Raw genomic sequence first — 23,662 nt, forward strand, 5'->3', positions numbered from 1 at the left:
CCCCAGCTACCCCCGAATAAAAGCGCCATGTTCAACGGCGCAATGAGGGCATTATGAGCAAGACCAACGAATCCTTGATGCAACGCCGTGTCGCCGCTGTCCCACGTGGCGTCGGCCAGATCCACCCGATTTTCGTTGAATCGGCCAAGAACTCCACCGTCATCGACGTCGAAGGCCGCGAACTGATCGACTTCGCTGGTGGTATCGCCGTGCTGAACACCGGCCACCTGCACCCAAAAGTGGTTGCAGCGGTGCAAGAGCAGCTCACCAAGGTCAGCCACACCTGCTTCCAGGTACTGGCGTATGAGCCCTACGTAGAGCTGTGCGAAAAGATCAACAAGCTGGTGCCAGGTGACTTCGACAAGAAGACCCTGCTGGTATCCACTGGCTCCGAAGCGGTCGAGAACGCCGTCAAGATCGCCCGTGCTGCAACCGGCCGCGCCGGCGTGATCGCCTTCACCGGCGGCTACCACGGCCGTACCATGATGACCCTGGGCCTGACTGGTAAAGTCGTGCCGTACTCTGCAGGCATGGGCCTGATGCCAGGTGGTGTCTTCCGTGCACTGTTCCCGAGCGAGCTGCACGGTGTCAGCGTCGACGATGCCATCGCTTCGGTCGAGCGCATCTTCAAGAACGACGCCGAGCCACGTGACATCGCCGCCATCATCCTCGAGCCCGTACAAGGCGAAGGCGGCTTCCTGCCAGCGCCAAAAGAGCTGATGAAGCGTCTGCGTGCCCTGTGTGACCAGCACGGTATCCTGCTGATCGCCGACGAAGTGCAGACCGGTGCAGGCCGTACTGGCACCTTCTTCGCCATGGAGCAGATGGGCGTTGCGCCTGACCTGACGACCTTCGCCAAGTCCATCGCCGGCGGCTTCCCGCTGGCCGGTGTGTGCGGCAAGGCCGAATACATGGACGCCATTGCACCGGGCGGTCTGGGCGGCACCTATGCCGGTTCGCCAATCGCCTGTGCTGCGGCCCTGGCCGTCATCGATGTATTCGAAGAAGAGAACCTGCTGGACCGCAGCAAGGCCGTGGGCGAGCGCCTGACCGCCGGTCTGCGTGAGATCCAGCAGAAGCACCCGATCATCGGTGACGTGCGTGGCCTGGGTTCGATGATTGCCGTCGAAGTTTTCGAGAAAGGCACTCATACCCCTAACCCTGCAGCTGTCGCCCAAGTCGTTGCCAAGGCGCGCGACAAGGGTCTGATCCTGCTGTCCTGCGGTACCTACGGCAACGTCCTGCGTATTCTGGTGCCGCTGACCGCCGAAGACGCTCTGTTGGACAAGGGCCTGGCCATCATCGAAGAGTGCTTCGCTGAACTCGCTTGATGTAGCTGGCTTAAAAAAAACCCGCTTCGGCGGGTTTTTTCATGTCAGCAATTTACCGACGGTGGGCGCCGATGCTCATCCCTGAACGATCTGATTCTTGCCTTGGCGCTTCGCTTGATACATGGCTGCGTCGGCACGGGCATACAAGCTGTTGAGGGTGTCGTCGTCCTCCATCAAACCCGTCAGGCCCTGGCTCACCGTCACGCTGTAGGTCTGGCCCTCTTGGCCGAAACTCAGCCGCTGCACCTCCCGCTGCAATCGTTCGGCGATCTGTTCTGCCACTTTGGCCGTGCAGCCCGGGAATACGGCGGCAAATTCTTCGCCCCCGATGCGGCCGAACAGGTCACCGCGGCGCAGTACCGTCCTGCCGCTGTGGGCAATGCGCTGCAGCACTTGGTCACCTTCCTGGTGGCCGTAGCTGTCATTGATGTTCTTGAAATCGTCGATGTCCAGAAGCAGGAAAGTCAGCGGTGTACCGTCCTCCCGTGCCTTGTCGAAGGCCTGCTTGGCACATTCGAAGAAGTGGCGGCGGTTACTGCTCTGGGTCAGGACATCGGTGGTGGCCAGACGCTGAAGCTCGCCTTCGAGGCGTTTCTTGTCGGTGATGTCTTCGGCGATGCCGACGATGGTCACCCGATCGCTACCTGGCTGCTGGCTGACGTAGCACTTGTCGCTCAGCCAGCGCAGCTCGCCATCGCCGTTGAGGATGCGGTATTCGCGGTGTTCCACGGAGCCTGTGGACAGTACCTGGGCCAGGCTCTGTTCGGCAAATTCAAGATCATCCGGATAGATGCTGTCGCGCCATACGTTGAAATCGGCCATGACCCGGCTGACAGGGCGACCAAAGATGCGCTCGAACGCAGGGCTTACGTACAGCACTTGCCGCGTTTCCCAATCGAAGGCCCACAGTACGGCGTTGACACTTTCAAGCAACGAACTGAATAGCTGCTCACGTTCGCTGAGTCGGGCGACTTCGCCTTGGGCATGCATCAGTGCCAGCAGGGTTTGGGCAGCGTCGGGGGGAGGAGTACCGGTCAGAATCTTGGGATTGTTCTTGGCCATGTGCACAGCGCGCGCTCGACGGGTAAAGGTGCGGCCACCTTCCGGCCGATGTGGGCAGTTCGAGTCGAAACAGAGGGTTGAAGTTCCTGAGCTTACGCCCCAGAACGGGGCGTATCGATCAACGGAGGTCAGGCAGCGGTCGGGCGCAGGGAATAGGTTTTCAACTGCGAAGCGAAGTCGCGCAGGGCGTGGATGCCACTGGTCTCGGCCTCGTGTACCCAATCCTTCATGGCGGCAAGCATGTCGTGGCCATTGGCGCTGGTCCGCGCCCAGATCTGCTGCAGGGCCAGGCGCTTCTCGTAAATGGTCTTCAATGCCTGGCTGTGCGCCAGCATGGACTCGATACGGACATGGTGGCGATCCTCCAGCAAGCTGGTTTCACGGGACAGCAGGCGTTTGGCGCGCCGGAAGTGGTGGCTGACCGAGGTATCGACGCGGTCCAGCTCCTGTTTGACCAGCGGGCCGATCACAAGCTTGCGGTACTGGGCCATGATCTGGAAGCGGTTGTTCAGGATGGCCATGGCGGTGTCCATGTCCAGGCTAGCCTTGCCGGCAACGCGGTGGGCGATGGGGGCCACGCGCTGGACCTTGGCCAGGCGCAGCAGGCAGAACAGGCGAATCCACGCCCAGCCCATGTCGAATTCCCAGCGCCTGACCGAAAGCTTGGCCGAGTTGGGGTAGGTGTGATGATTGTTGTGCAGCTCTTCGCCCCCAATGACGATGCCCCAAGGCACCAGGTTGGTCGCCGCGTCGCGGCATTCGAAATTGCGATAGCCCACGGCGTGGCCCAGGCCATTGACCACCCCGGCTGCCCAAAAGGGAATCCACATCATCTGCACGGCCCAGATCGTGATGCCGGCGGTGCCGAACAGCAGCAGGTCGATAAGCGCCATCAGCACGATACCGCCCAGCTTGTAGCGGGAGTAGAGGTTGCGTTCGACCCAGTCGTCCGGGCAGTTCTTGCCGTAGATGCGCAAGGTCTCGGGGTTGCGCGCCTCTTCGCGATAGAGCTCGGCCCCTTTGCGCAGCACCGTACTCAAGCCCTTGTAGACTGGGCTGTGCGGGTCCTCCGGGGTTTCGCACTTGGCGTGGTGCTTGCGATGGACAGCGGTCCATTCACGGGTGTTCTGCGCCGTGGTGAGCCACAGCCAGAAGCGGAAGAAATGCTTGAGCCCGGTGTTGAGCTCCAGCGCACGATGCGCGGAATAGCGATGCAGGTAGACCGTGACGCTGACAATGGTCACATGGGTCATCAACAAAGTGATGCCGACCAGTTGCCAGGCCGACAAGTCGAGCAGGCCGTTGTACCACATAGGCAGAGATACCCTCGAGATTCAGGGGAAAGGTGCGATTATCCCTGGGTCGGGAAATAAAACCAGTCAAAGCTGACCACGCCATGTTTCAGCCGGGCGTCGGTGCCCGGCATACCTTGATGCGCGGCCTTTGCGAAGCGCTAACCGCACGTCGGGCAGCAGAAGCTTTATAATCCCCCAACATTTTTCATGGGCAATTGCACCCGACATGTCTGTTTCCGTTCGCGACGCTTTGCGCATGGCAGCGCTTTATGTGGTGCTCTCGATCCTCTGGCTGGTGCTGGCCGAGGTGGTGCTGCAGAGCATGACTGATGACTCCCTGGCCCTGACCGTGGGGCGTCAGATCAACATCGTGGTCTGGGTGTTGCTCAGTGCCTTGCTGATCTATGTGTCACGCGTGCGGCTGTTGAACTTCATCGGCGCCGGTGCGCGCCTGCGCGGGGAGGACCGTGAGCGCCTGCGCATGGCCGCTGCGGTGTTCGACTGCACCCTGGAAGGCGTCCTTGTGACCGACCGGCAGGGGGTGATCGTGCACGTCAACCGCGCGTTCATGCGCATCACCGGCTATCAGCAGGATGAGGTCATTGGCCAGCGCCCCAGCAAATTCAAGTCGGGGCGTCATGGCGCCGCGTTCTACCAGCAAATCTACGCGGCCCTGACCGAGACGGGGGAGTGGAGCGGCGAGATCTGGAACCGCCGTAAAAGCGGTGAAATCTATCCTCAATGGCAAACCATCCGCGCCATTTGCGATGACGAAGGCGAACTGAGCCATTACGTGGCGGTATTCAGTGACATCAGTGCCATCAAGCATTCGGAGCAGGAGCTGGCCTATCTGGCCCACCATGATCCCCTGACCGACCTGCCCAATCGCCTGTTGTTCACCGACCGGGTCCAGCAGGCGTTGGCAGCGGCCCAGGCCAAGAAGCGCGGTTGTGCGCTGCTGCTTCTGGACCTCGATCATTTCCAAAGCATCAACGACGGGCTCGGCCATACGATTGGCGATCAGCTGCTCAAGCTGGTGGGCGTGCGCCTGGGTGAAGTCGTGAGCAGCGGGGTTACCCTGGCGCGCCTGGGCGGCGACGAGTTCGGCGTCCTGGCCGAGCACTGCCAGGATCTGGGGCAGGCGGCAAAACTGGCTCAGCGCATCATCGAACGCATGCGCGAGCCCTTCCTCTTCGAGGGTCATCGCCTGTTCATCAGTGTCAGCGCAGGCATCAGCCTGTTCCCAAGCGACGCCCTGAGTGCCGAGCAGTTGCTACGCAATGCCGATTCGGCGCTGTACAAGGCCAAGACCAACGGCCGCGCCTGTTACGCCCTGTACACCGAAGAGCTGACCGCGCACGCCCAGTTGCGTGTGGAAACGGCGGGAGAACTGCGCCGCGCCCTCGAGCAGGACGAGCTGCGCGTGTTCTACCAGCCCGTGCATGACCTGGCCTCGGGCAGTCAGGTGGGGGTCGAGGCACTGGTCCGCTGGCAGCATCCCCAGCGGGGCCTGGTGCCCCCCGGTGAGTTCATCCCGATTGCCGAACGCACCGGGCTGATTGCCGAAATCGATGCCTGGGTGCTACGCCAGGCGTGCCTGCAGATGGTGCGCTGGCAGCGAGAAGGCCGCCCCCTGGCATTCGTGGCCGTGAACATCTCGAGCCGGCTGTTTGGCCAGCATGAGCTGTACCGGCAGGTGGCCGATGTGCTGCACGAAACAGGCCTGGCGCCAGCGCTGCTTGAACTGGAGGTGACGGAAAGTGCGGTGATGGAAGACCCGGAAGTGGCCCTGGAGCAGCTTCACCGTCTGCGCGAGCTGGGTGTGACCTTGGCCATCGATGATTTCGGCACCGGCTATTCCTCGCTGCTACGCCTCAAGCGCATGCCCGTGCAAAAGCTCAAGATCGACCAGGGCTTCGTGGCCGGGCTGCCGTGCGATGAAGATGATGTCGCGATCGTGCGGGTAATCATCGCCCTGGCCCGCAGCATGGGCATGCAAGTGCATGCCGAAGGCATCGAGCAGCAGGAGCAGGCCAGCTTCCTGCTGCAGGAGCAGTGCCAGCTGGGGCAGGGCTATTGGTTCGGCCGGCCGGTCGCCGCAGAACACCTGCGCTGGGAATGAGGCCAAGGGCTGGCTTGGCGCCAGCCCGCACCCTGCGCTCATCGCTTGTTCAACCCTCGGGCCAGGCGGTCGCCACCCAGCTGGATCAGTGCCACCAGGGCCACCAGCATGGCGATCACCGTTAGCATGATCTGGCTGTCGAAGCGCTGGTACCCATAGCGGTAGGCGATGTCACCCAACCCTCCGGCACCGATGGCGCCTGCCATGGCGGATGAATTGATCAGCGTCACCAAGGTGATGGTGAAGCCGCCGACGATGCCCGGCAGGGCTTCTGGCAGCAGCACGTGCCAGACGATGTGCCAGCGTCGGCATCCCATGGCTTGGGCTGCCTCCACCAAGCCATGGTCGACCTCACGCAGGCTGACTTCGGCGATGCGAGCGAAAAAGGGCGTAGCTGCGATGGTAAGGGGCACGATGGCCGCCCAGACCCCATAGGTAGTGCCGACCACCCAGCGCGTGAAGGGGATCAGGGCAACCATCAGGATCAGAAACGGCACCGAGCGGAACAGGTTGACGAAGGCGGCCAGCACCCGGTTGAGCAGCGGTGCCGCATAGATGCCGCCCCTGTCGCTGGTCACCAGCATGACGGCCATCGGTACGCCCACCAGCAAGGCGATCAGCGAAGAAACGCCGACCATCAACAGCGTGTCGAGCAAACCCTCCAGTAGACGATCAACCCACATGGCCCAGCACCTCCACGTCTTCGGCCCAGCGCCGAGTGTGCTCCAGGAGGCGGCTGGCGTCATGGGGCGAGTGCTGCACCGAAACGATCAGTTGCGCCAGTGTGCGCGCGCCGATGGACTGCACACCCCCTTGCAGCAGCCGCACACGTCCGCCCAACTCGGCGAACAACGCCGTCAGGTCGGGCTCGCCGAACGCTGTCAGCTTCAGCACGATAGCGCTGTCGGGGCTCGATGGGACAGCCTTGATGTCCGCGGTCAGGGCTTCTGGCAACGTGGGTTGCAGCGGCGCCAGCAACGTGCGCGTAGTAGCGTGCCGCGCCGCGCCGAACACCTGCCAGACCTCTCCCTGCTCGACCAATTGGCCACGCTCCAGTACCGCAACCCGGTGGCAGGTGTCGCGCACCACGGCCATTTCATGGGTGATCAGCACGATGGTCAGGCTCAGGCGTTGGTTGATGTCGCGTAGCAGCCCCAGAATCGAGGCGGTCGTCTCGGGGTCCAGCGCCGAGGTCGCTTCGTCGCACAGCAGGATGCTTGGGTCGTGCACCAGGGCGCGGGCAATGCCCACGCGCTGCTTCTGGCCGCCGGACAGCTGCGCAGGATAGACGTCGTGCTTGTCCTCGAGGCCAACCAGTTGCAGCAGCTCGCGTACCTTGCGCTGGCGCTGCGCCTTGGCAACGCCGGCCACTTTCAGGGGCAGTTCGACGTTCTGCCACACGGTCTTGGCTGACATCAGGTTGAAGTGCTGGAAAATCATGCCGATGTTTCGGCGCAACGCCACCAGTGCCTGCTCGTCGTAGCGGGCAATGTCCGCCTGGTCGATCAGCACCCGGCCCTGCGTAGGCTGCTCCAACCGGTTGATGACGCGCAGCAGCGAGGACTTACCTGCCCCGCTGCGGCCGATGATGCCGAAGATTTCACCGCGCCGGATGTTCAGGTCGATGCCTTGCAACGCCGGCTGGCTCTGGCCTGGATACGTCTTGCCCAACCCGATGAACCGCACATGGGCTTGGCTGACGTCGGGGCGCAGGTCCACGTGTTCAGCCTGAGGCGGTGGGGCAGGGGATTCGAGTGCTCGTGCAGTGGACTGGCTCATCGCTGTCACTCCCAACCGGCCTGGTAGAGCGTGCCATGAGCCTTGTCCAAGGCCGCGCGCACGGCCGGCGAGTGCTGGTAGATGTCGACGAACTTGGCCAGGCGAAGGTCATTCCTGCTCTGTGGGCGAATGACGAACTGAATCACGTATTCCTTGTTCTCCAGACCATCGAAAAGCAGGGCCGAGGTGGCGTCAAAACTGTTGGCCAGCCGAATGTAGGCGGGGTAGCCCTGCACCAGGTCCGCGTCGTCATACGCCCGTACCAACTGGACCGCTTCGACCTGAATGATCTTGAGCTTCTTCGGGTTGGCCGTGATGTCCTGTTCTGTGGCCTTGTAGCCCACGCCAGGTTTCAGCGTGATCAAGCCGGCCTTGGCCAGCAGTTGCAGGCCTCGCCCGCTGTTGATCGGGTCGTTGGCGATTGCGACGCTCGCCCCTTCGGGCAGGTCGGCGAAGCTTTTGTAGCGCTTGGAATACAGGCCCACGTTGTTGATGATGCCTGGGGCGTAGGGCACCAGATCGAAACCGGCAGCAGCCTTGGCGTTTTCCAGAAAGGGAATGTGCTGGAAGTAGTTCACGTCGATGTCGCCACTGTTGAGGCTGACATTGGGCGCTATCCAGTCGCTGAATTCGATGAGCTTCACCTCGAGCCCCTGCTTGTGCGCCTCTTCGACGGCGGCTTCCAGCGGGATGGCGAAGGCTGACGTGGTGCCGATCTTCAGCGGCTGATCGGCCAGGGCTGCGCTCGAGAAGCCCAAGGCAATAACGACGGCCGCAACGGGACGAATTAGTTTTTCAAGCATGGTGCAGGGCTCCGGTGAAAGCGGGGGCAGGCGCAAAGCGGTAGGCCGAGCCAGGATGGTCGGCTGGCAGGTAGGGATGGTCGGTTGCGAACAGCTTTTCGCGCAGCGTGCCGCCGGCGTAGGCGGTCTTGTAGCAGCCGCGCGCCTGTAGCTGCGGAATCACCAGGTCGATGAAGTCCTCGAAGCTTTCCGGTGTAACGGTGCGGGTCAGGTTGAAGCCGTCCAGGCCGGTTTCATCGGCCCACGCAATCAGCTCATCAGCCACTTGCGCGGGGTCGCCGATCAAGGTGACGTAGCGGCCACCCAAGGCGTGCTGTTGCAGCAGGCGACGTCGGGTCCAGGCGTTGTCCTGAAGTTGGCGAGTGGCCGACTGGATGGCGTTGCCTTGGCTAAAGGCAATCGGCTCGTCCAGATCGAAGGCCGCAAAGTCGATGCCGGTGGAGGCGGCGAAATGCGCGACGCCGGCTTCGGGGCTGGCATGGCGCAGGTATTCAGCGTGCTTGGCCAGGGCTTGTTGCTCGGTGGGCGCCACGATCACCGTGATGCCCATGAAGACCTTGACTGCCATTGGGTCGCGACCCGCAGCTCTGGCAGCGGCGCGCACCTTGTCCACCTGGGCGCGGGTTGAAGCCTTGTCCTGGCCGCTGATGAACACACACTCGGCATGGTTGCCCGCAAACGTCAGCCCGCGCGGTGAGCTGCCAGCCTGAAACAGTACCGGTGTCCGTTGTGGCGACGGTTCGCACAGGTGGTAGCCCTCTACATCGTAGAACTCCCCGTGGTGGCGAACCTTGCGCACTTTGTCGGGGCGCGCATAGATGCGCTGGCCGCGATCAGCCAGCACGGCATCATCGGCCCAGCTTCCCTCAAGCAGCTGGTACAGCACCTTGAGGTATTCATCGGCCTGGTCGTAGCGACGGTCATGCTCGGGCTGCTGGGTCAGGCCCATGGCGCGCGCAGCGCTGTCCAGATAACCGGTGACGATGTTCCAGCCGACTCGCCCATTGCTCAGGTGATCCAGGGTCGAGAGGCGGCGAGCGAAGAGATAAGGCGCTTCATACGTAAGGTTGGCCGTGAGGCCGAAACCGAGGTTGCGGGTAACGGCGGCCATGGCGGACACCAGCAGCAGAGGGTCGTTGACCGGCAACTGGATGGATTCCTTCAACGGCACCTCCAGCGACTGGCCGTAGACATCGTAGGTGCCGACGATGTCGGCAATGAACAATCCGTCGAACAGGCCCCGCTCCAGCAGGCGCGCCAGGTCGGTCCAGTATTCGAGGGTCGTGTACTGGGTCGACGTATCGCGCGGGTGCGTCCACAGGCCATGGTTGATATGCCCCACGCAGTTCATGTTGAAGGCATTGAGCAGGATCTGCCGGGCCATCAGAGGGTCCCCCGGCGCGGTGGGTTTTGCTCGTTGAGGTAGTAGTTGCCGATGGCGTGGTACTTCCAGCGCACTGGGTCGTGCAGCGTGTGCACCCGGGCATTGCGCCAGTGGCGGTCGAGGTTGTGTTCGGCCAGCGTGGCCTGACTGCCACCGAGCTCGAACAGCGTGGTGCCGGCGGACAGGGCGATTTCGGTGCTGATGGCCCGTGCCTCTGCCACGGCAATGGACGCTGCGGCTACGGTTTCGGCCGTGCTGTCGTCACGCGCGCTGTCTAGGTAATGGCCTGCGCGTTCGAGCAAGGCTTCGGCAGCGTGCAGGCGGATGGCGAGTTGGCCGAAGTGCTTGACGGTCAGCGGATCGTCGCTCGCCTGCTCGACGCCTGAATCCACCCATGGCCGGCTGCGGGTCCGCACGAAATGCAAGGCGTCCTCATAGGCTGCACGGGCGATGCCGGTATCGATGGCCGCATGAAGAATTTGCGCCAGCGGGCCTACCGGGGTAGGGCGCTCGAACACGCTCTGAAACGGTACGACGTCCTGTGCGCTGACAGGCACGTTATCGAACACCACCGAGCCGCTGCCGGTGGTGCGCTGGCCGAAGCCACTCCAGTCGTCGATCACTTGCAGGCCGGGGCTGTCGGCAGGCACGAATGCCAGGTGCTGGACGCCTTGGTCATCGACCACCGAGGTGGGTATGCGCTGGGCGTATAGCGCACCCGTGGCGTAGAACTTGCGGCCATTGATGCGAAAGCCTTCGCCTTCGCTGCTCAGCCGGGTGGTGCGGTCATTGGCTGTTTTGGTGCCCAGTTCTGCCAGGGCATTGCCAAACCGCCGACCTGCCAGCACCTCGGCGTACAGACGCTGCTGCTGCTCGGGCGTACCGTTTACTCGTAGCACTTCCAAGGCATAGAAATGGTTTTGCGGAATCTGCCCGAGCGAGCCGTCGGCCTGCGCGATGATGGCGATGACCTTGGCCAGGGTGACGTTGGATACGCCCGCCCCGCCGTAGGCCTTGGGGACGCTGATACCCCACAGGCCCGAGCGTGTGAACAGCGCCAGCTCAGGGTGTGGCAGACGCCGTTCACGGTCGCGCGCCGCGCTGTCGGGGCGTAGCTGTCGGGCGATGTCCAAGGCAACGGCCAGGGCTTCGCCGTCGCTGGTAATGATGCGTGTGGTCATGGTGTGTCTCCGGTGCCCCGGGCCGCGCAGCGGCCCAGGAGGCTACCAATCAGATCCAGGAATGCCGCGCGGGCAGGGTGCCGTTGAGGTGGTACGCGCCAACCGCGTGGTATTTCCAGCGCACCGGGTCGTGCAGCGTGTGCACGCGGGCGTTGCGCCAGTGGCGGTCGAGGTTGAACTCGGCCAGGGTGGCGCGGCTGCCGGCGAGTTCGAACAGTTTCTCGCTGGCCTGCAGGGCAATCTCGGTGGTCAGTACCTTGGCCTCGGCCACCGCAATCGACGCGCGGGCGGCCGACTCGGCATCCACCGTGCCTGCGTTGACCTCGTCCAGCACCTGCCCGGCCCGGCGCAGCAGCGCCTCGGCGGCATGCAGTTCAAGCTTCAGGCGGCCGATGTCTGCAATGACATAGAGGTCGTCGCTGGCGCGGTCTACCTGGGCTTCGATCCAGGGGCGCGACTTTGTGCGCACGAAAGCAATGGCGTCATCGATGGCGGCCTCGGCAATGCCTGCGTCAATGGCCGCCTGGATGAGCTGCGAGGCGGCGCCCTGGGTATTGGGTACCTCCCGCTGGCGCCAGTTGTCGATGACCAGATCTGCTTCTACCGGAACGTCATCGAGCAGTACCGTGCCGCTGGCCGTGGTGCGCTGACCGAAACCCGACCAATCGTCGACGATGCGTAGCCCGGGTGTGCCGCGGCGCACGAAAGCCAGGCGCTGGCGACCTTCCTCATCCAGCGCCTTGACCGCCACCCAGTGGGCGAACAACGCCCCGGTGGAATAGAACTTCTCACCACTGATGCGATAGCCGTCACCTGCGCGGTCGATGCGTGCCTTGAGGGTAAGGGTGTCCTTGGTTCCGCGCTCCGGGCCCGCATTGCCGATGCGCCAGCCGTCCAACACGCTGCGAAACAGCACCGCCTGTTGCGCCGGCGTGGCTGTCAGGCGCAGCAGTTGCAGCATGCCGAACTGGTTCTGCGGGATCTGCCCCAGTGCGGGGTCGGCAGCACTGATCAGGCGGAACACTTCGGCCACGGTTTCAAACGACACCTCGGGGCCGCCGTAGGCCTTGGGAACGCTGATGCTTCCCAGGCCACTGCGGGTGAACAGTTCGATCTCGGCCCAGGGCAGTTCGCGTTGCTGATCCCGACGGGCAGCGTGTTCGCGCGCGACAGCGGCGACTTCACGCGCAGCCTGCAGCGCTTGGGCATCGCTGCGCAGGACCTTGGCTGGCAGCACAGGCGGTGCGCTGTCGAGCACGCTGCGGGGGGGAATAAGGGCTTGGCTGGACATCAGTGCCGCTCCTTGGCTGCACGCAATGCCCTGGCGTTATGCACTGGGGTGATGGTGATCCTGACCATTGCTGACCTCACATGTGGGTTATGCCGCTACAGCTGATCGCGACAGACGTATGCTGGTCCGGTGGTCCGGTACATATACCGTAAAGGTTTATAAAATATTTATGAACTAACGGTTTGGAATATATATAGAAGCGTGTCGCCTGCCACCAGGCGACATGGATTCAGGCGTGAGCTCAGTGACGGCTGTGCTTTTACAATGCGGGCTGGCTTTGCCGGCTTACTCAGAAGCAGCCGTGCCCAGAAACTTGCGCAGAAACTGCCGCGTGCGCTCCTGTTGCGGCGCCGCGAACAAGGCTTTGGCCTCACCTTGCTCCACGATCACACCCTTGTCGAAGAAGATGACCCGGTTGGCCACGTCGCGAGCGAAGCTCATTTCATGGGTAACGATGATCATGGTGCGTTTTTCTTCCGCCAGGCTGCGAATGGTCGCCAGTACCTCGCCTACCAGCTCCGGGTCCAGGGCCGAGGTGGGTTCATCGAACAGAATCACCTCCGGCTCCATGGCCAAGGCACGGGCAATGGCCACCCGCTGCTGCTGGCCCCCGGACAGGCGACGCGGGTAGGCGTCTTCCTTGCCTGCCAGGCCCACCTTGGCCAATAGACGCCGGCCAAGGTCCACCGCTTGGTCGCGCGGTGTTTTCTTGACGATCACCGGCCCTTCGATGACGTTCTCCAAGGCCGTGCGGTGGGGAAACAGGTTGAAGTTCTGGAACACGAAGCCTGCCTGTTGGCGCAGGCGACGTATCGCGCTGTGTTGCGGGCCGAGGGGCCGGTCGGCATCGATGCTGATGGCGCCGATCTTGATCTGCCCGGCATCGGGCGTTTCCAGCAGGTTCAAGCACCGCAGGAAGGTGGTCTTGCCCGACCCGCTAGGGCCGATGATCGCCACCACTTCACCTGGCTGCACCGTCACATCGATGCCATCGAGCACGGTCAGGCCCTTGAAGCGTTTGGTCAGGCCTTTGACTTCGATCATGCTCAGTGCTCCTGGTCGTGTTGGTTGACCCGCGCTTCCATGCGGTTCTGGAAGTGGGCCAGGATGCTGCACAGCACCCAGTAGACCACGGCCACTGCCACGTACATGGTGAACACCTCGAAGGTACGTGCCGTGATCAACTGGGCCTGACGGAACAGCTCCGGCACCTGGATGGTGGCGGCCAGCGCAGTGTCCTTGACCAGCGAGATGAAGCTGTTGCCCAACGGCGGCAACGCCGTGCGCAGCGCCTGGGGCAGGATCGCCCGGCGCATGGCCTGCACGCGGGTCATGCCGATGCTGGCTGCTGCTTCCCACTGCCCACGGTCGATGGAAGCGATCGCGGCGCGCAGGATCTCGCAGATGTAGGCGGCCATGTTCAATGACAGCCCGATCAGCGAGGCGGGGATCGGGTCGAGCTCGATACCGATCTGGGGCATGCCGAAGTAGATGACGAACAGCTGCACCAGTAGGGGCGTGCCACGGAAGAACGATACGTATATCCGTGCCAGCCAGTTGAGCGGCAGCACTTTGGACAAACGCATCAACGCCAGGGCAAAGCCCAGCACCAATCCGAAGAACATGCCCCCTACGCTGAGCAGCACGGTGTAACCCGCACCCTTGAGCAGAAAGGGTGCGGAGTCGGCGACCAGTTGCAGGCTTTCAGCGATCATCGGGTGACGTCAGCACCGAAGTACTTTTCGGACAGCTTGGTCAGCGTCCCGTCCGCCTTGAGCGTGTCGATGGCCTTGTTGATGGCGTCCAGCAGTTCAGGTTCGCCCTTGCGCATGGCAACCCCGCTCTCCAGTCGCGAGAACGCATCGCCCGCCAGTTGCGTATCCTTGGCTTTCTGCGCGTATTCAAGTGCAGCCAGGCGATCGATCAGGATGGCATCGATGCGGCCGTTGCGCAGGTCGGCAAACTTGCTGGGGTCGTCTTCATAGGTACGCACTTCGGCCTTGGGCACATCCTGTTTGACCCATTGCTCGTAGTTAGTACCCAGGCCTACACCGACTTTCTTGCCTGCCAGGTCCTGAGCGCCCTTGATGCCGAGCTGGTCAGCCTTCTTCTTCAGCACCAGCGCCTGGATACCCGAGACGGTATAGGGTTCGGAGAAATCGTATTTCTTCTTGCGCTCCTCGGAAATCGTGACCTGGTTGACGACGATGTCCAGCCGCTTGGATTCCAGCGCAGCCAGGATACCGTCCCATTTGGTCGGCTGGATCTTGGCCTTTACGCCGAGCTCCTTGGCCAGCAATTCGGACAGCTCCACTTCGAAGCCGGTCAGCTTGCCGTTTTCATCCTGGAAGCTGAAGGGTGGGTATGTGCCTTCAAGGCCGACGTTGATCACGCCTTTTTCCTGGATGGTCTTCAACTCTTCGCCGGCAAAGGCCTGGCCAAGCAGGCCTGTGCCCAGCAGCAGGGCCAGGCTGGCATTGAGTAGCGGTTTGGCGAACTTCGACATGTCTGAGCCCCGAGCGTGTTGTGAATGAAGTGATGGCGACTATAGGGTTGGATGCGCAGCGCAGGAAATAGTCAAAAATTATCGCACTTTGCCTATTTATGCGTTTGGAAATTGTCCATTGATCTTGAGGGTAGGCGAGGCTGGCATGGCTGTCATTGCCCTGGCGGTCCAATCCAGTGTCAGGAAAGAGGGTGAGGCCTGTTCCAGGGCGCTTGCCCGCAAAATGACGGCATCGACAATAGAACAGATAGCCTAGAAGGCAGGAGAACACACCGTGAGCGAACAACCCGCCTCCGGGCACTGGCAACTGCAGGGAATCGTGGCCGGCTTGCGCGGTGCCCGTGAGCAATGGCGCACCCGCAATGGCCGCAGCAGCGGCGAGCAAGGTGGCCGGGAGCTGCCCTCGCGCGAAGCGGTGCGACAGATCCTTGAACAGCTCTGCGGCGCGCTGTTTCCCATGCGCCTGGGGCCAGTGGACCTGCGCGAGGAGAGCGAGGATTTTTATGTCGGCCACACCCTGGACGCCGCGCTCAATGCGTTGTTGGTGCAGGCGCGCCTGGAACTGCGCTACGCCGCTCGGCAAGGCAAGGAGGACCTGGCGGGTGTCGATGCCCATGCCCTGAAGCTGATCCAGGGCTTTGCCGCAGCGCTGCCGGGCATGCGTGTACTGCTCGATACCGACGTGCTGGCGGCCTATCACGGCGACCCGGCGGCACGCAGTGTCGATGAGGTGTTGCTGTGCTATCCCGGCATCCTGGCGATCATCCATCACCGCCTGGCCCATCACCTGTACACGGCCGGGCTGCCACTGTTGGCACGAATCAGTTCTGAGCTGGCCCACTCGGCAACGGGTATCGATATCCATCCTGGAGCCCAGATCGGCCCAAGCTTCTTCATCGACCACGGTACCGGCGTGGTGATCGGCGAAACCGCGATCATCGGCGAGCGCGTGCGGATTTATCAGGCGGTGACCCTTGGCGCCAAGCGCTTCCCGAGCGATGAGTCCGGCACGTTGCACAAGGGCTTGGCCCGTCACCCGATCGTCGAAGATGACGTGGTGATCTATGCCGGCGCTACCGTACTGGGGCGCATCACCATCGGGCAGGGTTCCACCATCGGTGGCAACGTCTGGTTGACGCGCAGTGTGCCGCCGCACAGCAACATTACCCAGGCCAACCTGCAGCTCGATTGTCAGGACAAACAGTGATCGTGGACGGTGCCTTGAGTCGGCACCCGCCCGGTGCATGCCCCTTTGCGGCCAGGGGTCGACAGGGCATGTCAGGCTGGCCAAGAGGTGTTTCCAGGGCATTACCAATCGGCGCTTCAATTCGCAATGAGGCTCAAACCATGTTTAACTTGAACGCTTGTTCAATTAAAAAAACGCTGGTCCGCTGCCGGTGTTCATCAGGAGGATTCCTTTGCTGAACCCGTTAATTATGCGTCTTTCGTCCTTTGACGAGGTGCCCACGCCATGAGTGCACCGACCCCTTCGCTTGCCCCTGGCAAGATCCGCATGAACCCCCCGGTGTTCTATTTTGCGGCAAGTTTCATCCTCATCTTTGGCCTTGTGGTCATCATCAATCCGGAGAGTGCAGGTCAGTGGTTGCTGGCGGCGCAGAACTGGGCTGCCAACACGGTAGGCTGGTACTACATGCTGGCGATGACGCTGTATCTGGTCTTCGTGGTGGTCACCGCCGTATCCGGCTACGGCAAGATCAAGCTCGGTGCCGACCACGACGAACCCGAATTCAGCTACCTGTCATGGGCGGGCATGCTGTTCGCTGCGGGGATCAGCATCACGCTGTTCTTCTTCTGCGTCTCGGAACCGCTTACCCACATGCTGCAACCGCCCCAGGGTGAAGGGGGTACGGCTGAGGCGGGTCGGCAGGCGATGCAGATCCTGTTCCTGCATTGGGGCCTGCATGGTTGGGGCGTCTTTGCCTTCGTCGGCATGGCGCTGGCCTATTTCGCCTACCGGCACAACCTGCCGCTGGCCTTGCGCTCTGCGCTCTACCCGCTAATCGGCAAGCGCATCAACGGGCCTATCGGCTATGCGGTCGACGGCTTCGGCATCATCGCCACGGTATTCGGCCTGGGGGCCGACATGGGCTTTGGCGTGCTGCACCTCAACGCCGGCCTGGATTACCTGTTCGGCATCAGCCACAGCCAGTGGGTGCAGGTGGTGCTGATCACGCTGATGATGGGCGCGGCGGTAGCCGTGGCAGTAGCCGGTGTGGAAAAAGGCGTACGGGTGATGAGCGACATCAACCTGTTCCTGGCCTGTTCGCTTTTGCTCTTCGTGTTGTTCGCAGGCCCCACCCAGCACCTGTTCAATACCCTTATCCAGAACCTGGGTGACTATTTGGGTGCCTTGCCCCGCAAGAGCTTCGATGTCTATGCCTATGGCGACAACCGTGAGTGGCTGGGCGGCTGGACGGTGTTCTACTGGGCCTGGTGGATCGCGTGGGCGCCGTTCGTGGGCTTGTTCATCGCGCGCATCTCCCGTGGGCGGACCATTCGCGAGTTCGTCTTTGGTGTGCTGCTGATTCCGCTTGGCTTCACCCTGGCGTGGATGTCGATCTTCGGCAACAGCGCACTGGACCAGGTCATCAATCACGGCATGACCGCGCTGGGCCAGGCCGCGTTGGACAACCCGTCCATGAGCCTGTACCTGCTGCTGGAGACCTACCCGTGGAGCAAGGCGGTGATTGCCATGACGGTGTTCGTCAGCTTCGTGTTCTTCGTGACGTCGGCAGACTCCGGTACCGTGGTGCTGTCCACGCTGTCGGCGACCGGCGGCGATGCAGACGAGGACGGCCCGAACTGGCTGCGCATCTTCTGGGGCGCCATGACGGCACTGGTGACCAGTGCCTTGCTGTTCGCCGGCAGCATCGACTCGCTGAAGTCAGCGGTGGTGCTCACCTCGTTGCCCTTCTCGCTGATCCTGTTGTGCATGATGTGGGGGCTGCACAAGGCCTTCTACCTGGAGTCGCAGCGCCAGATCGCGCAGATGCATTCGCTGGCTCCCTTCGCCCAGTCACGCCGAGGCCGTGGGGGTTGGCGCCAGCGCTTGAGCCAGGCGGTGCATTTCCCTTCGCGGGACGAGGTGTACCGGTTCATGGACGATGTGGTGCGCCCGGCCATTGCCGATGTGCGTGAGGTGTTCGAGCAGAAAGGGCTGGTGCTGATCACCCAGGACGACCCGAGCCATGACAACGTCAGCTTGAAAGTCGGCCATGGCGATGAACAGCCGTTCATCTACCAGGTGCAGATGCGCGGTTACTTCACGCCCTCGTTCGCCCGTGGTGGCCTGGGTGCCCATGAGTTGAAGAACCGTCGCTATTACCGGGCGGAGGTCTACCTCAGCGAAGGCAGCCAGAATTACGACCTGGTGGGCTACAGCAAGGAACAGATCATCAACGACATCCTCGACCAGTACGAACGGCACATGCAGTTCCTGCATTTGGTGCGCTGATCGACCCGTCCTGGAAGGGCGAGCCTCATGGCTCGGCCTTCCAGGATCGCCCCGCCTCTCTCCGACTAAGCGCCTTCCGGCTAATAGGGCGCATCGCCCAGAATGGTTGCCCTGTGCATCACCCGCCGGTTCGGCCGGTAGTCGTCCACTGCGTAATGCTGGGTGACGCGGTTGTCCCAGAACGCTACGTCGTTTTCCTGCCAGCGCCAGCGGATCGTGAACTCTGGCCGGGTGGCATGAGCGAAAAGAAGCTTCAGCAGTGCCTCACTTTCCGATTCGCTCAATTCATTGATGCGCGTGGTGAACCCCTCATTGACGAACAGTGCCTGGCGCCCGCTGGCTGGATGCGTGCGTACCACCGGATGAGATAAGGGTGGGTTTTCACGCCGGGTCTGCTCCCAGCGCGCCAGATCCTGCGGAGTTGTGCCAAAGCGCTCCAACGGGAATGACTTGGTGAAGTCGTGGGTCGCCGTCAGCCCGACCAGCATCGCCTGCAGCGGCGCTGACAATCCCTCGAAGGCTGCAATGCCACTGGCCCACAGGGTATCGCCGCCATAGGCCGGCAAGTGCTTGGCACTGAGCACTGCGCCCAGGGCCGGTGTCGGCAGAAAGGTCACGTCGGTGTGCCAAACGGCGTTGTCACGGACGTCAGTGACCGCAGTATCGAGCACCAGCACCTGGGGCGTATCGGGTACGTTGGGGTAGATGGGGTGGATGTGCAGGTCGCCAAAGCGGGCGGCAAAACGCGCCTGCTGGGCGGGGGCGATGGGCTGGTCGCGGAAGAACAGCACCTGATGGCGAAGCAACGCGTGTTCTATGGCGTCGCGCACCTCGTCGCTGATGTCGCGGGCAAGGTCCACGCCGCCGATCTGTGCGCCCAGCGCCGGGCTGAGTGGGGTAATGGTCAGGCTCATGTCGGTCTCTTCAGGCAGGCGCCCTTGCGGGCGCACGAGCGGTAGGGTTCAGTGGCTTTGTCCGTGCCAGGGCACCAGTCGGCGTTGCAGCGCGCGTAGGCTCATCTCCAGCGCGAACGCGATCAGCGCGATCAGCAGGATGCCCAGCACCACCACATCGGTGACCAGAAATTGCGCGGCCGACTGCACCATGAAGCCAAGGCCGCTGGTGGCGGCGATCAGTTCGGCCGCTACCAGCGTCGACCAACCGACGCCCAGGCCAATCCGGATGCCCGTCAGAATGTCGGGCAGCGCACTGGGCAGGATCACGTGACGAATCAGCTGGGCCTTGGTCGCGCCCAGCGATTGCGCGGCTCGCAGCCTGGCCGGGTCGGTGGTGCGCACGCCCGTGGCAGTGGCGATGGCGATGGGCGCGAAGATCGCCAGGTAAATCAGCAGCACCTTCGACAGCTCGCCGATCCCGCACCAGATGACGATCAGCGGCAAGTAGGCGAGCGGGGGGATAGGCCGGTAGAACTCGATCAACGGGTCGAAGATGCCCCGTGCCACGCGGCTATAACCAATGGCGATACCTATCGGGATGGCCGTGAACACCGCGGCCAGCAATGCCGTGCCGATACGCCCGAGACTGGCGCCAAGGTGCTGCCACAGGCTGGCATCCATGTAGCCCTGGGTGAGCAAGACCCAGGCTTTGGCCGTGATGTCAGCAGGCGAGGGCAGAAACAGGGGTTCGACCCACCCGGCAGCCGTGACCAACCACCAGGTCAGCACTAGGCTGGCCAGGGTCAATGCGCTGATCCAACGGGTGGGCAGCAAGCGAGCCCCGCTGGCGGCAGGTGCTGATTGAACAGTGGGCTCACTGGCCGCTGGTATATCAATGCTGCTCATGCGCGCTCCTGGGATTGATGGTGCGAAAAGACCCGGGCCAGCACATGCTCGCGCGCTTCGATGAAGCGCGGGTCGGACTTGATCGCCCGCGCCGGCTCGCCGTTGGCGTAACGCTGGCCGAAGTCCAATTGAAGCCGCTCGACGATGCGCCCTGGGCTGGGTGCGAGCAGCACCAACTCAGTGGCGAGAAACACGGCCTCCTCTATGTCATGGGTGATCAGGAACACAGGTTTGTCGGCGCGCTGCCAGATATCCAGCAGCAGCGTCTGCATGTGCTCGCGGGTGAACGCATCCAGGGCACCGAACGGTTCATCCATCAGCAGTACGCCAGGGTCGGCGGCCAATGCACGGGCCAGGCCCACGCGCTGCTTCTGGCCGCCTGAAAGCTGCCATATGCGCCGCTCGGCAAACTCTGCAAGGTCGACCAGGGCGAGCATCTCGCGGGCTCTGGCTTCACGTGCCGCGCGTGGCACGCCGGCCAGTTCCAGGCCGAAGGCGACATTGCCCAGCACGTTCTGCCAGGGCAGTAGGGCATCATCCTGAAAGACCACGCCACGCTCGGCCCCTGGCCCCTGCACGGGCACGCCGTCGAGCGTGATGCGTCCCGCGCTGGGGCTGACGAATCCTGCGATCAGGTTCAGCAACGAGGTCTTCCCGCTGCCCGAGGGCCCAAGCGCCACCAGCAACTGCCGCGGCCCTACGCTCAGGGTGATGTCGGCCAGCACCGGGCTCGCGGCACCAGGGTACTGTGCGCTGATGCGCTCCAGTTCGAGCAAGGCCATGTCAGGCTCCTGTAATTGTCTGCAAATTCAGTGGGGGAGGTACTGGGCACTGACGTAGGGGCTGTAGTCCGGCAGTACGGCCTCGACCTTGCCTTGCTGCTTGAGGAACGTGGCCGTGTCGGTCAGGGCCTGGGTAGTGGGCGCACCCAGGGCGCTGGCCTGGTCTGCGGCCAGCGGGTAGACGTTGCCTTGCAGCAACACCGGGATGTCCGAAGGCTTGGCGCCGGACAGCTTGGCCAACTTGGCGACGTTGTCCTGGTTCGCCAGCCAGGCTTGTGGGTCCTTTCGGTAGTCGGCATACGCCTGCAGGGTGACCTGCGCGAAGGCCCTGACCACGTCGGGGTGCTTGGATGCGAAGTCCTTGCGCACGATCCAGGCGTCGAAGGTGGGGGCCCCTGCCTTGCCCAGCTCGCCCGAGGTGATCAGCACCTTGCCGGTTTCCTTCGCCACGCCCAGCGCAGGGTCCCAGACATAGGTGGCGTCGATGTCGCCACGTTTCCATGCCGCGATGATCGCGGGCGGTGCCAGGTTCACGATCTGCACCTTGGCAGGATCGATGTTCCAGTGCTTGAGTGCTGCCAGCAGGCTGTAGTGCCCGGTCGACACGAAGGGAACAGCGACTTTTTTGCCCACAAGATCCTGGGGTGTCTTGATTTCATCGCGCACCACCAGCGCTTCGCCGGCCCCGATCTGCGTGGCGATCAGGAACGTCTCGATCGGCAGCTTGCGCGTTGCGGCGGCTGCCAATGGGCTGGAGCCCAGATAACCAATCTGCACGTCCCCACTGGCAACGGCGGTGATCACATCGGCACCATTGTCGAACTTGCGCCAGTCGATACTGGTTTTGGTCGCCGTCTCGTAGTCGCCATCGACCTGCGACACCTTGGCAGGATCGACCGTCGTCTGATACGCCACTGTCAAGTCTGACGCCTGGGCCATCCAGCTGGTGCCAGCAAGGGCTAAGGTACTGAGAATTCGCAGGGTGCGGTGCGGGTTCATGGTTAGCTCTCATCGGGTAAAGGATGCATGAGCTAAGGCTAATTGATCTAAAAAACTAAAAATAAATAACTTTTAAGAATTAGCTTAGCGCGTGTTTGGCACCCTTGGTCGATGCTTGACCACGCGCAATGGCAAAATCAGCCGACGCTGCTAGGCTCAGCGTCCCTATAGATCCAATTGGAATGAGGTTATGAGCAAACGATTGCAAATAGCCGGGGGTTATGAGAAACCCACTTGCTACAACAAAATGCAGTAATGGTTCCTTACATATTCCTTAAAAGTCTTACCGATTCACAAAACAGTCATTTTGGATTTATAGGATTGTCATTATCCTGTAGCGCAGGTTGGCGCCTTAGACCAAAGTCGCGAAACGTTTAGAAATGATTGACTAAAGGGTCACGCTTTGGGACTAAATCGCCCATCCACGGTGAGCGGGGCAACAGACCCGGCCGCCTGAGATACACAAAAATTAGAACGTAGAGGAGCAAAGCATGTACAAGTCCAGCCTGGCCATGGCCGTGGCACTGGGTGTTCTCGCCCAACAAGCAGGTGCTGCCGGTTTCGTTGAAGACAGCAAGCTGTCGGTCAGCTCGCGCACCATGTACTTCAATGGCGACAACCGTGACGGCGGCGCCGACAACCGTGAATCGGGCCAGGGCTTCAAACTGGATTACCTGTCCGGTTTCACCCAGGGCACCGTTGGTTTCGGTGTAGACGCCCAGGCTCTGTGGGGCATCCACCTCGATGGCGGCCGTGGCAAACACCCTGACAACAGCAGCTTCTTCCCAAGCGATTCCGACGGCTCCGCCGTCAGCCAGTGGGCTCGCCTGGGTGCCAACGCCAAGGCCAAGTTCTCCAAGACTGAAGTCCATTACGGCAGCGCCCTGGCGCCTAACCTGCCGATCCTGGTCTCCAACGATGGCCGTCTGCTGCCGCAGACCTTCGAAGGTGGCACCCTCCAGTCGAAGGAAATCGACAACCTGACCATCAACGCCGGTCAGCTGACCCACGCCATGGGCCGCGCCTCGAGCAACCGCACCGGCCTGTCGGTCAACGGCGCCTTCCGTGACAGCAACAAGTTCCGCTATGGCGGCCTGGACTACAAGCTCACTCCAGACCTGACCCTGCAGTACTACTACTCGAACCTGGAAGACTTCTACAAGCAGCACTTCCTGGGCGCTACCCACGTCTTCAAGATCGCTGACGACCAGTCGTTCAAGACTGACCTGCGCTACTTCAACAGCAGCAGCGATGGCCGTAACGGTGACTCGGGCTACACCTTCAACAACAACGGCGGCTTTGCCAAGACGCCTGGCGAGGTCGACAACAAGACCTGGTCGGCAATGTTCACCTACACCCTGGGCGGTCACTCGCTCATGCTCGGTCACCAGCGCGTCAACGACGACGGTGGTTTCGTCTGGTTGAACCAGGGTAGCGTGCGCAAGGACGGTTCGCGTTCCTCGCTCGAAGGCGCCGGCGGCGCCAGCTTCTACCTGTTCACCGACAGCATGATCAACCAGTTCGCCAAGGCCGGTGAGAACACCACCTTCGGTCAATACGCCTATGACTTCGCGCGCCTCGGCGTACCGGGCCTGAAGGCTTCGGTTTCCTACCTCAAGGGTGAAGACGGCAAGAACGCCAGCGGCAATGGCCACTTCAGCGAGTGGGAACGTGACGCCCGGATCGACTACGTCATCCAGGAAGGCACGTTCAAAGGCCTGGGTGCGAGCCTGCGCCACGGTGTATACCGCGGCACCGGTGAAAGCTCGTTGGCCGATCAGGACCAGACCCGTTTCATCGTGAACTACACTTACAATTTCCTGTAAGCCGTAGCCACATTAAAGAGCCTC

Annotated in this window: 20 protein-coding genes; 5 read left to right on the top strand and 15 right to left on the bottom strand. The window is 62.3% G+C overall.

Going from position 1 to position 23,662, the window contains the following annotated elements:
• Positions 1 to 53 precede the first annotated feature (53 nt).
• Entirely contained in the window at positions 54 to 1,331 is a 1,278-nt protein-coding gene (gene gabT / locus CRP40_RS12215; RefSeq protein WP_027914150.1) for a 4-aminobutyrate--2-oxoglutarate transaminase, read from the top strand.
• A gap of 75 nt (positions 1,332 to 1,406) precedes the next feature.
• Here gabT and CRP40_RS12220 read toward each other — a convergent pair whose 3' ends face one another.
• Both CRP40_RS12220 and desA read right to left on the bottom strand, forming a co-directional pair.
• Positions 1,407 to 2,393, bottom strand: coding sequence for a sensor domain-containing diguanylate cyclase (locus CRP40_RS12220; protein ID WP_027914149.1), 987 nt, complete (start codon positions 2,391 to 2,393; stop codon positions 1,407 to 1,409).
• Between the two features lie 128 nt (positions 2,394 to 2,521).
• A complete protein-coding gene (desA, locus tag CRP40_RS12225; protein WP_027914148.1) occupies positions 2,522 to 3,706 on the bottom strand; it encodes a delta-9 fatty acid desaturase DesA in 1,185 nt (394 codons plus the stop codon).
• 208 nt (positions 3,707 to 3,914) lie between these two features.
• Here desA and dibA point away from each other — a divergent pair, with 208 nt between their 5' ends.
• Positions 3,915 to 5,810, top strand: coding sequence for a phosphodiesterase DibA (dibA, locus tag CRP40_RS12230; RefSeq protein ID WP_027914147.1), 1,896 nt, complete (start codon positions 3,915 to 3,917; stop codon positions 5,808 to 5,810).
• 38 nt (positions 5,811 to 5,848) lie between these two features.
• Here the strand turns inward: dibA and CRP40_RS12235 are convergent, their stop codons facing one another.
• The 9 genes from CRP40_RS12235 to tcyJ all read right to left on the bottom strand — a co-directional run bounded on the left by CRP40_RS12235 (position 5,849) and on the right by tcyJ (position 14,754).
• Entirely contained in the window at positions 5,849 to 6,493 is a 645-nt protein-coding gene (locus tag CRP40_RS12235) for a methionine ABC transporter permease (protein WP_027914146.1), read from the bottom strand.
• Entirely contained in the window at positions 6,483 to 7,589 is a 1,107-nt protein-coding gene (locus CRP40_RS12240; RefSeq protein ID WP_027914145.1) for a methionine ABC transporter ATP-binding protein, read from the bottom strand. Before CRP40_RS12240 ends, CRP40_RS12235 begins: the two co-directional genes overlap by 11 nt.
• 5 nt (positions 7,590 to 7,594) lie before the next feature.
• A complete protein-coding gene (locus tag CRP40_RS12245) occupies positions 7,595 to 8,392 on the bottom strand; it encodes a MetQ/NlpA family ABC transporter substrate-binding protein (RefSeq protein WP_027914144.1) in 798 nt (265 codons plus the stop codon).
• Complete coding sequence (locus CRP40_RS12250) at positions 8,385 to 9,776, bottom strand: LLM class flavin-dependent oxidoreductase (RefSeq protein WP_027914143.1); 1,392 nt, start codon at positions 9,774 to 9,776, stop codon at positions 8,385 to 8,387. The genes CRP40_RS12245 and CRP40_RS12250 overlap by 8 nt, the downstream gene beginning before the upstream one ends.
• Positions 9,776 to 10,957, bottom strand: a complete 1,182-nt coding sequence (locus CRP40_RS12255; protein ID WP_027914142.1) for an SfnB family sulfur acquisition oxidoreductase — start codon at positions 10,955 to 10,957, stop codon at positions 9,776 to 9,778. Before CRP40_RS12255 ends, CRP40_RS12250 begins: the two co-directional genes overlap by 1 nt.
• Before the next feature lie 49 nt (positions 10,958 to 11,006).
• Complete coding sequence (locus tag CRP40_RS12260) at positions 11,007 to 12,248, bottom strand: SfnB family sulfur acquisition oxidoreductase (protein ID WP_027914141.1); 1,242 nt, start codon at positions 12,246 to 12,248, stop codon at positions 11,007 to 11,009.
• Positions 12,249 to 12,533: 285 nt separating this feature from the next.
• A complete protein-coding gene (gene tcyN, locus CRP40_RS12265) occupies positions 12,534 to 13,292 on the bottom strand; it encodes an L-cystine ABC transporter ATP-binding protein TcyN (RefSeq protein ID WP_027914140.1) in 759 nt (252 codons plus the stop codon).
• Between the two features lie 2 nt (positions 13,293 to 13,294).
• Entirely contained in the window at positions 13,295 to 13,963 is a 669-nt protein-coding gene (gene tcyL / locus CRP40_RS12270) for a cystine ABC transporter permease (protein WP_027914139.1), read from the bottom strand.
• Positions 13,960 to 14,754: a cystine ABC transporter substrate-binding protein gene (tcyJ, locus tag CRP40_RS12275; RefSeq protein ID WP_027914138.1), complete on the bottom strand. Its 795-nt coding sequence runs from the start codon at positions 14,752 to 14,754 to the stop codon at positions 13,960 to 13,962. Before tcyJ ends, tcyL begins: the two co-directional genes overlap by 4 nt.
• 274 nt (positions 14,755 to 15,028) lie before the next feature.
• On the opposite strand from tcyJ, the gene epsC reads away from it, so the two are divergent.
• Both epsC and betT read left to right on the top strand, forming a co-directional pair.
• Complete coding sequence (gene epsC / locus CRP40_RS12280) at positions 15,029 to 15,961, top strand: serine O-acetyltransferase EpsC (protein WP_027914137.1); 933 nt, start codon at positions 15,029 to 15,031, stop codon at positions 15,959 to 15,961.
• A 306-nt stretch (positions 15,962 to 16,267) separates the two neighbouring features.
• Entirely contained in the window at positions 16,268 to 18,229 is a 1,962-nt protein-coding gene (gene betT / locus CRP40_RS12285; RefSeq protein ID WP_165919275.1) for a choline transporter BetT, read from the top strand.
• Positions 18,230 to 18,309: 80 nt separating this feature from the next.
• Here the strand turns inward: betT and tauD are convergent, their stop codons facing one another.
• The 4 genes from tauD to tauA are packed head-to-tail and all read right to left on the bottom strand — an operon-like array spanning position 18,310 to position 21,812.
• Complete coding sequence (gene tauD / locus CRP40_RS12290) at positions 18,310 to 19,143, bottom strand: taurine dioxygenase (protein WP_027914135.1); 834 nt, start codon at positions 19,141 to 19,143, stop codon at positions 18,310 to 18,312.
• Between the two features lie 48 nt (positions 19,144 to 19,191).
• Entirely contained in the window at positions 19,192 to 20,031 is an 840-nt protein-coding gene (tauC, locus tag CRP40_RS12295) for a taurine ABC transporter permease TauC (protein WP_027914134.1), read from the bottom strand.
• Positions 20,028 to 20,813: a taurine ABC transporter ATP-binding subunit gene (gene tauB / locus CRP40_RS12300; RefSeq protein ID WP_027914133.1), complete on the bottom strand. Its 786-nt coding sequence runs from the start codon at positions 20,811 to 20,813 to the stop codon at positions 20,028 to 20,030. The genes tauC and tauB overlap by 4 nt, the downstream gene beginning before the upstream one ends.
• 27 nt (positions 20,814 to 20,840) lie before the next feature.
• Positions 20,841 to 21,812 carry a taurine ABC transporter substrate-binding protein gene (gene tauA / locus CRP40_RS12305; protein WP_027914132.1) on the bottom strand — a complete coding sequence of 324 codons (972 nt, stop codon included), beginning with the start codon at positions 21,810 to 21,812 and terminating at the stop codon, positions 20,841 to 20,843.
• Between the two features lie 491 nt (positions 21,813 to 22,303).
• Here tauA and CRP40_RS12310 point away from each other — a divergent pair, with 491 nt between their 5' ends.
• Positions 22,304 to 23,638, top strand: a complete 1,335-nt coding sequence (locus CRP40_RS12310; RefSeq protein ID WP_027914131.1) for an OprD family porin — start codon at positions 22,304 to 22,306, stop codon at positions 23,636 to 23,638.
• Positions 23,639 to 23,662 lie beyond the last annotated feature (24 nt).

It is taken from the genome of Pseudomonas sp. URMO17WK12:I9 (genome assembly GCF_900230165.1).
GTDB classification, from domain to species: Bacteria; Pseudomonadota; Gammaproteobacteria; order Pseudomonadales; family Pseudomonadaceae; genus Aquipseudomonas; species Aquipseudomonas fulva.

Coding starts and splice junctions, on each gene's coding strand:
- gabT (WP_027914150.1), top strand. CDS start 54: ATGAGCAAGACCAACGAATCCTTGATGCAACGCCGTGTCGCCGCTGTC.
- CRP40_RS12220 (WP_027914149.1), bottom strand. CDS start 2,393: ATGGCCAAGAACAATCCCAAGATTCTGACCGGTACTCCTCCCCCCGAC.
- desA (WP_027914148.1), bottom strand. CDS start 3,706: ATGTGGTACAACGGCCTGCTCGACTTGTCGGCCTGGCAACTGGTCGGC.
- dibA (WP_027914147.1), top strand. CDS start 3,915: ATGTCTGTTTCCGTTCGCGACGCTTTGCGCATGGCAGCGCTTTATGTG.
- CRP40_RS12235 (WP_027914146.1), bottom strand. CDS start 6,493: ATGTGGGTTGATCGTCTACTGGAGGGTTTGCTCGACACGCTGTTGATG.
- CRP40_RS12240 (WP_027914145.1), bottom strand. CDS start 7,589: ATGAGCCAGTCCACTGCACGAGCACTCGAATCCCCTGCCCCACCGCCT.
- CRP40_RS12245 (WP_027914144.1), bottom strand. CDS start 8,392: ATGCTTGAAAAACTAATTCGTCCCGTTGCGGCCGTCGTTATTGCCTTG.
- CRP40_RS12250 (WP_027914143.1), bottom strand. CDS start 9,776: ATGGCCCGGCAGATCCTGCTCAATGCCTTCAACATGAACTGCGTGGGG.
- CRP40_RS12255 (WP_027914142.1), bottom strand. CDS start 10,957: ATGACCACACGCATCATTACCAGCGACGGCGAAGCCCTGGCCGTTGCC.
- CRP40_RS12260 (WP_027914141.1), bottom strand. CDS start 12,248: ATGTCCAGCCAAGCCCTTATTCCCCCCCGCAGCGTGCTCGACAGCGCA.
- tcyN (WP_027914140.1), bottom strand. CDS start 13,292: ATGATCGAAGTCAAAGGCCTGACCAAACGCTTCAAGGGCCTGACCGTG.
- tcyL (WP_027914139.1), bottom strand. CDS start 13,963: ATGATCGCTGAAAGCCTGCAACTGGTCGCCGACTCCGCACCCTTTCTG.
- tcyJ (WP_027914138.1), bottom strand. CDS start 14,754: ATGTCGAAGTTCGCCAAACCGCTACTCAATGCCAGCCTGGCCCTGCTG.
- betT (WP_165919275.1), top strand. CDS start 16,268: ATGAACCCCCCGGTGTTCTATTTTGCGGCAAGTTTCATCCTCATCTTT.
- tauD (WP_027914135.1), bottom strand. CDS start 19,143: ATGAGCCTGACCATTACCCCACTCAGCCCGGCGCTGGGCGCACAGATC.
- tauC (WP_027914134.1), bottom strand. CDS start 20,031: ATGAGCAGCATTGATATACCAGCGGCCAGTGAGCCCACTGTTCAATCA.
- tauB (WP_027914133.1), bottom strand. CDS start 20,813: ATGGCCTTGCTCGAACTGGAGCGCATCAGCGCACAGTACCCTGGTGCC.
- tauA (WP_027914132.1), bottom strand. CDS start 21,812: ATGAACCCGCACCGCACCCTGCGAATTCTCAGTACCTTAGCCCTTGCT.
- CRP40_RS12310 (WP_027914131.1), top strand. CDS start 22,304: ATGTACAAGTCCAGCCTGGCCATGGCCGTGGCACTGGGTGTTCTCGCC.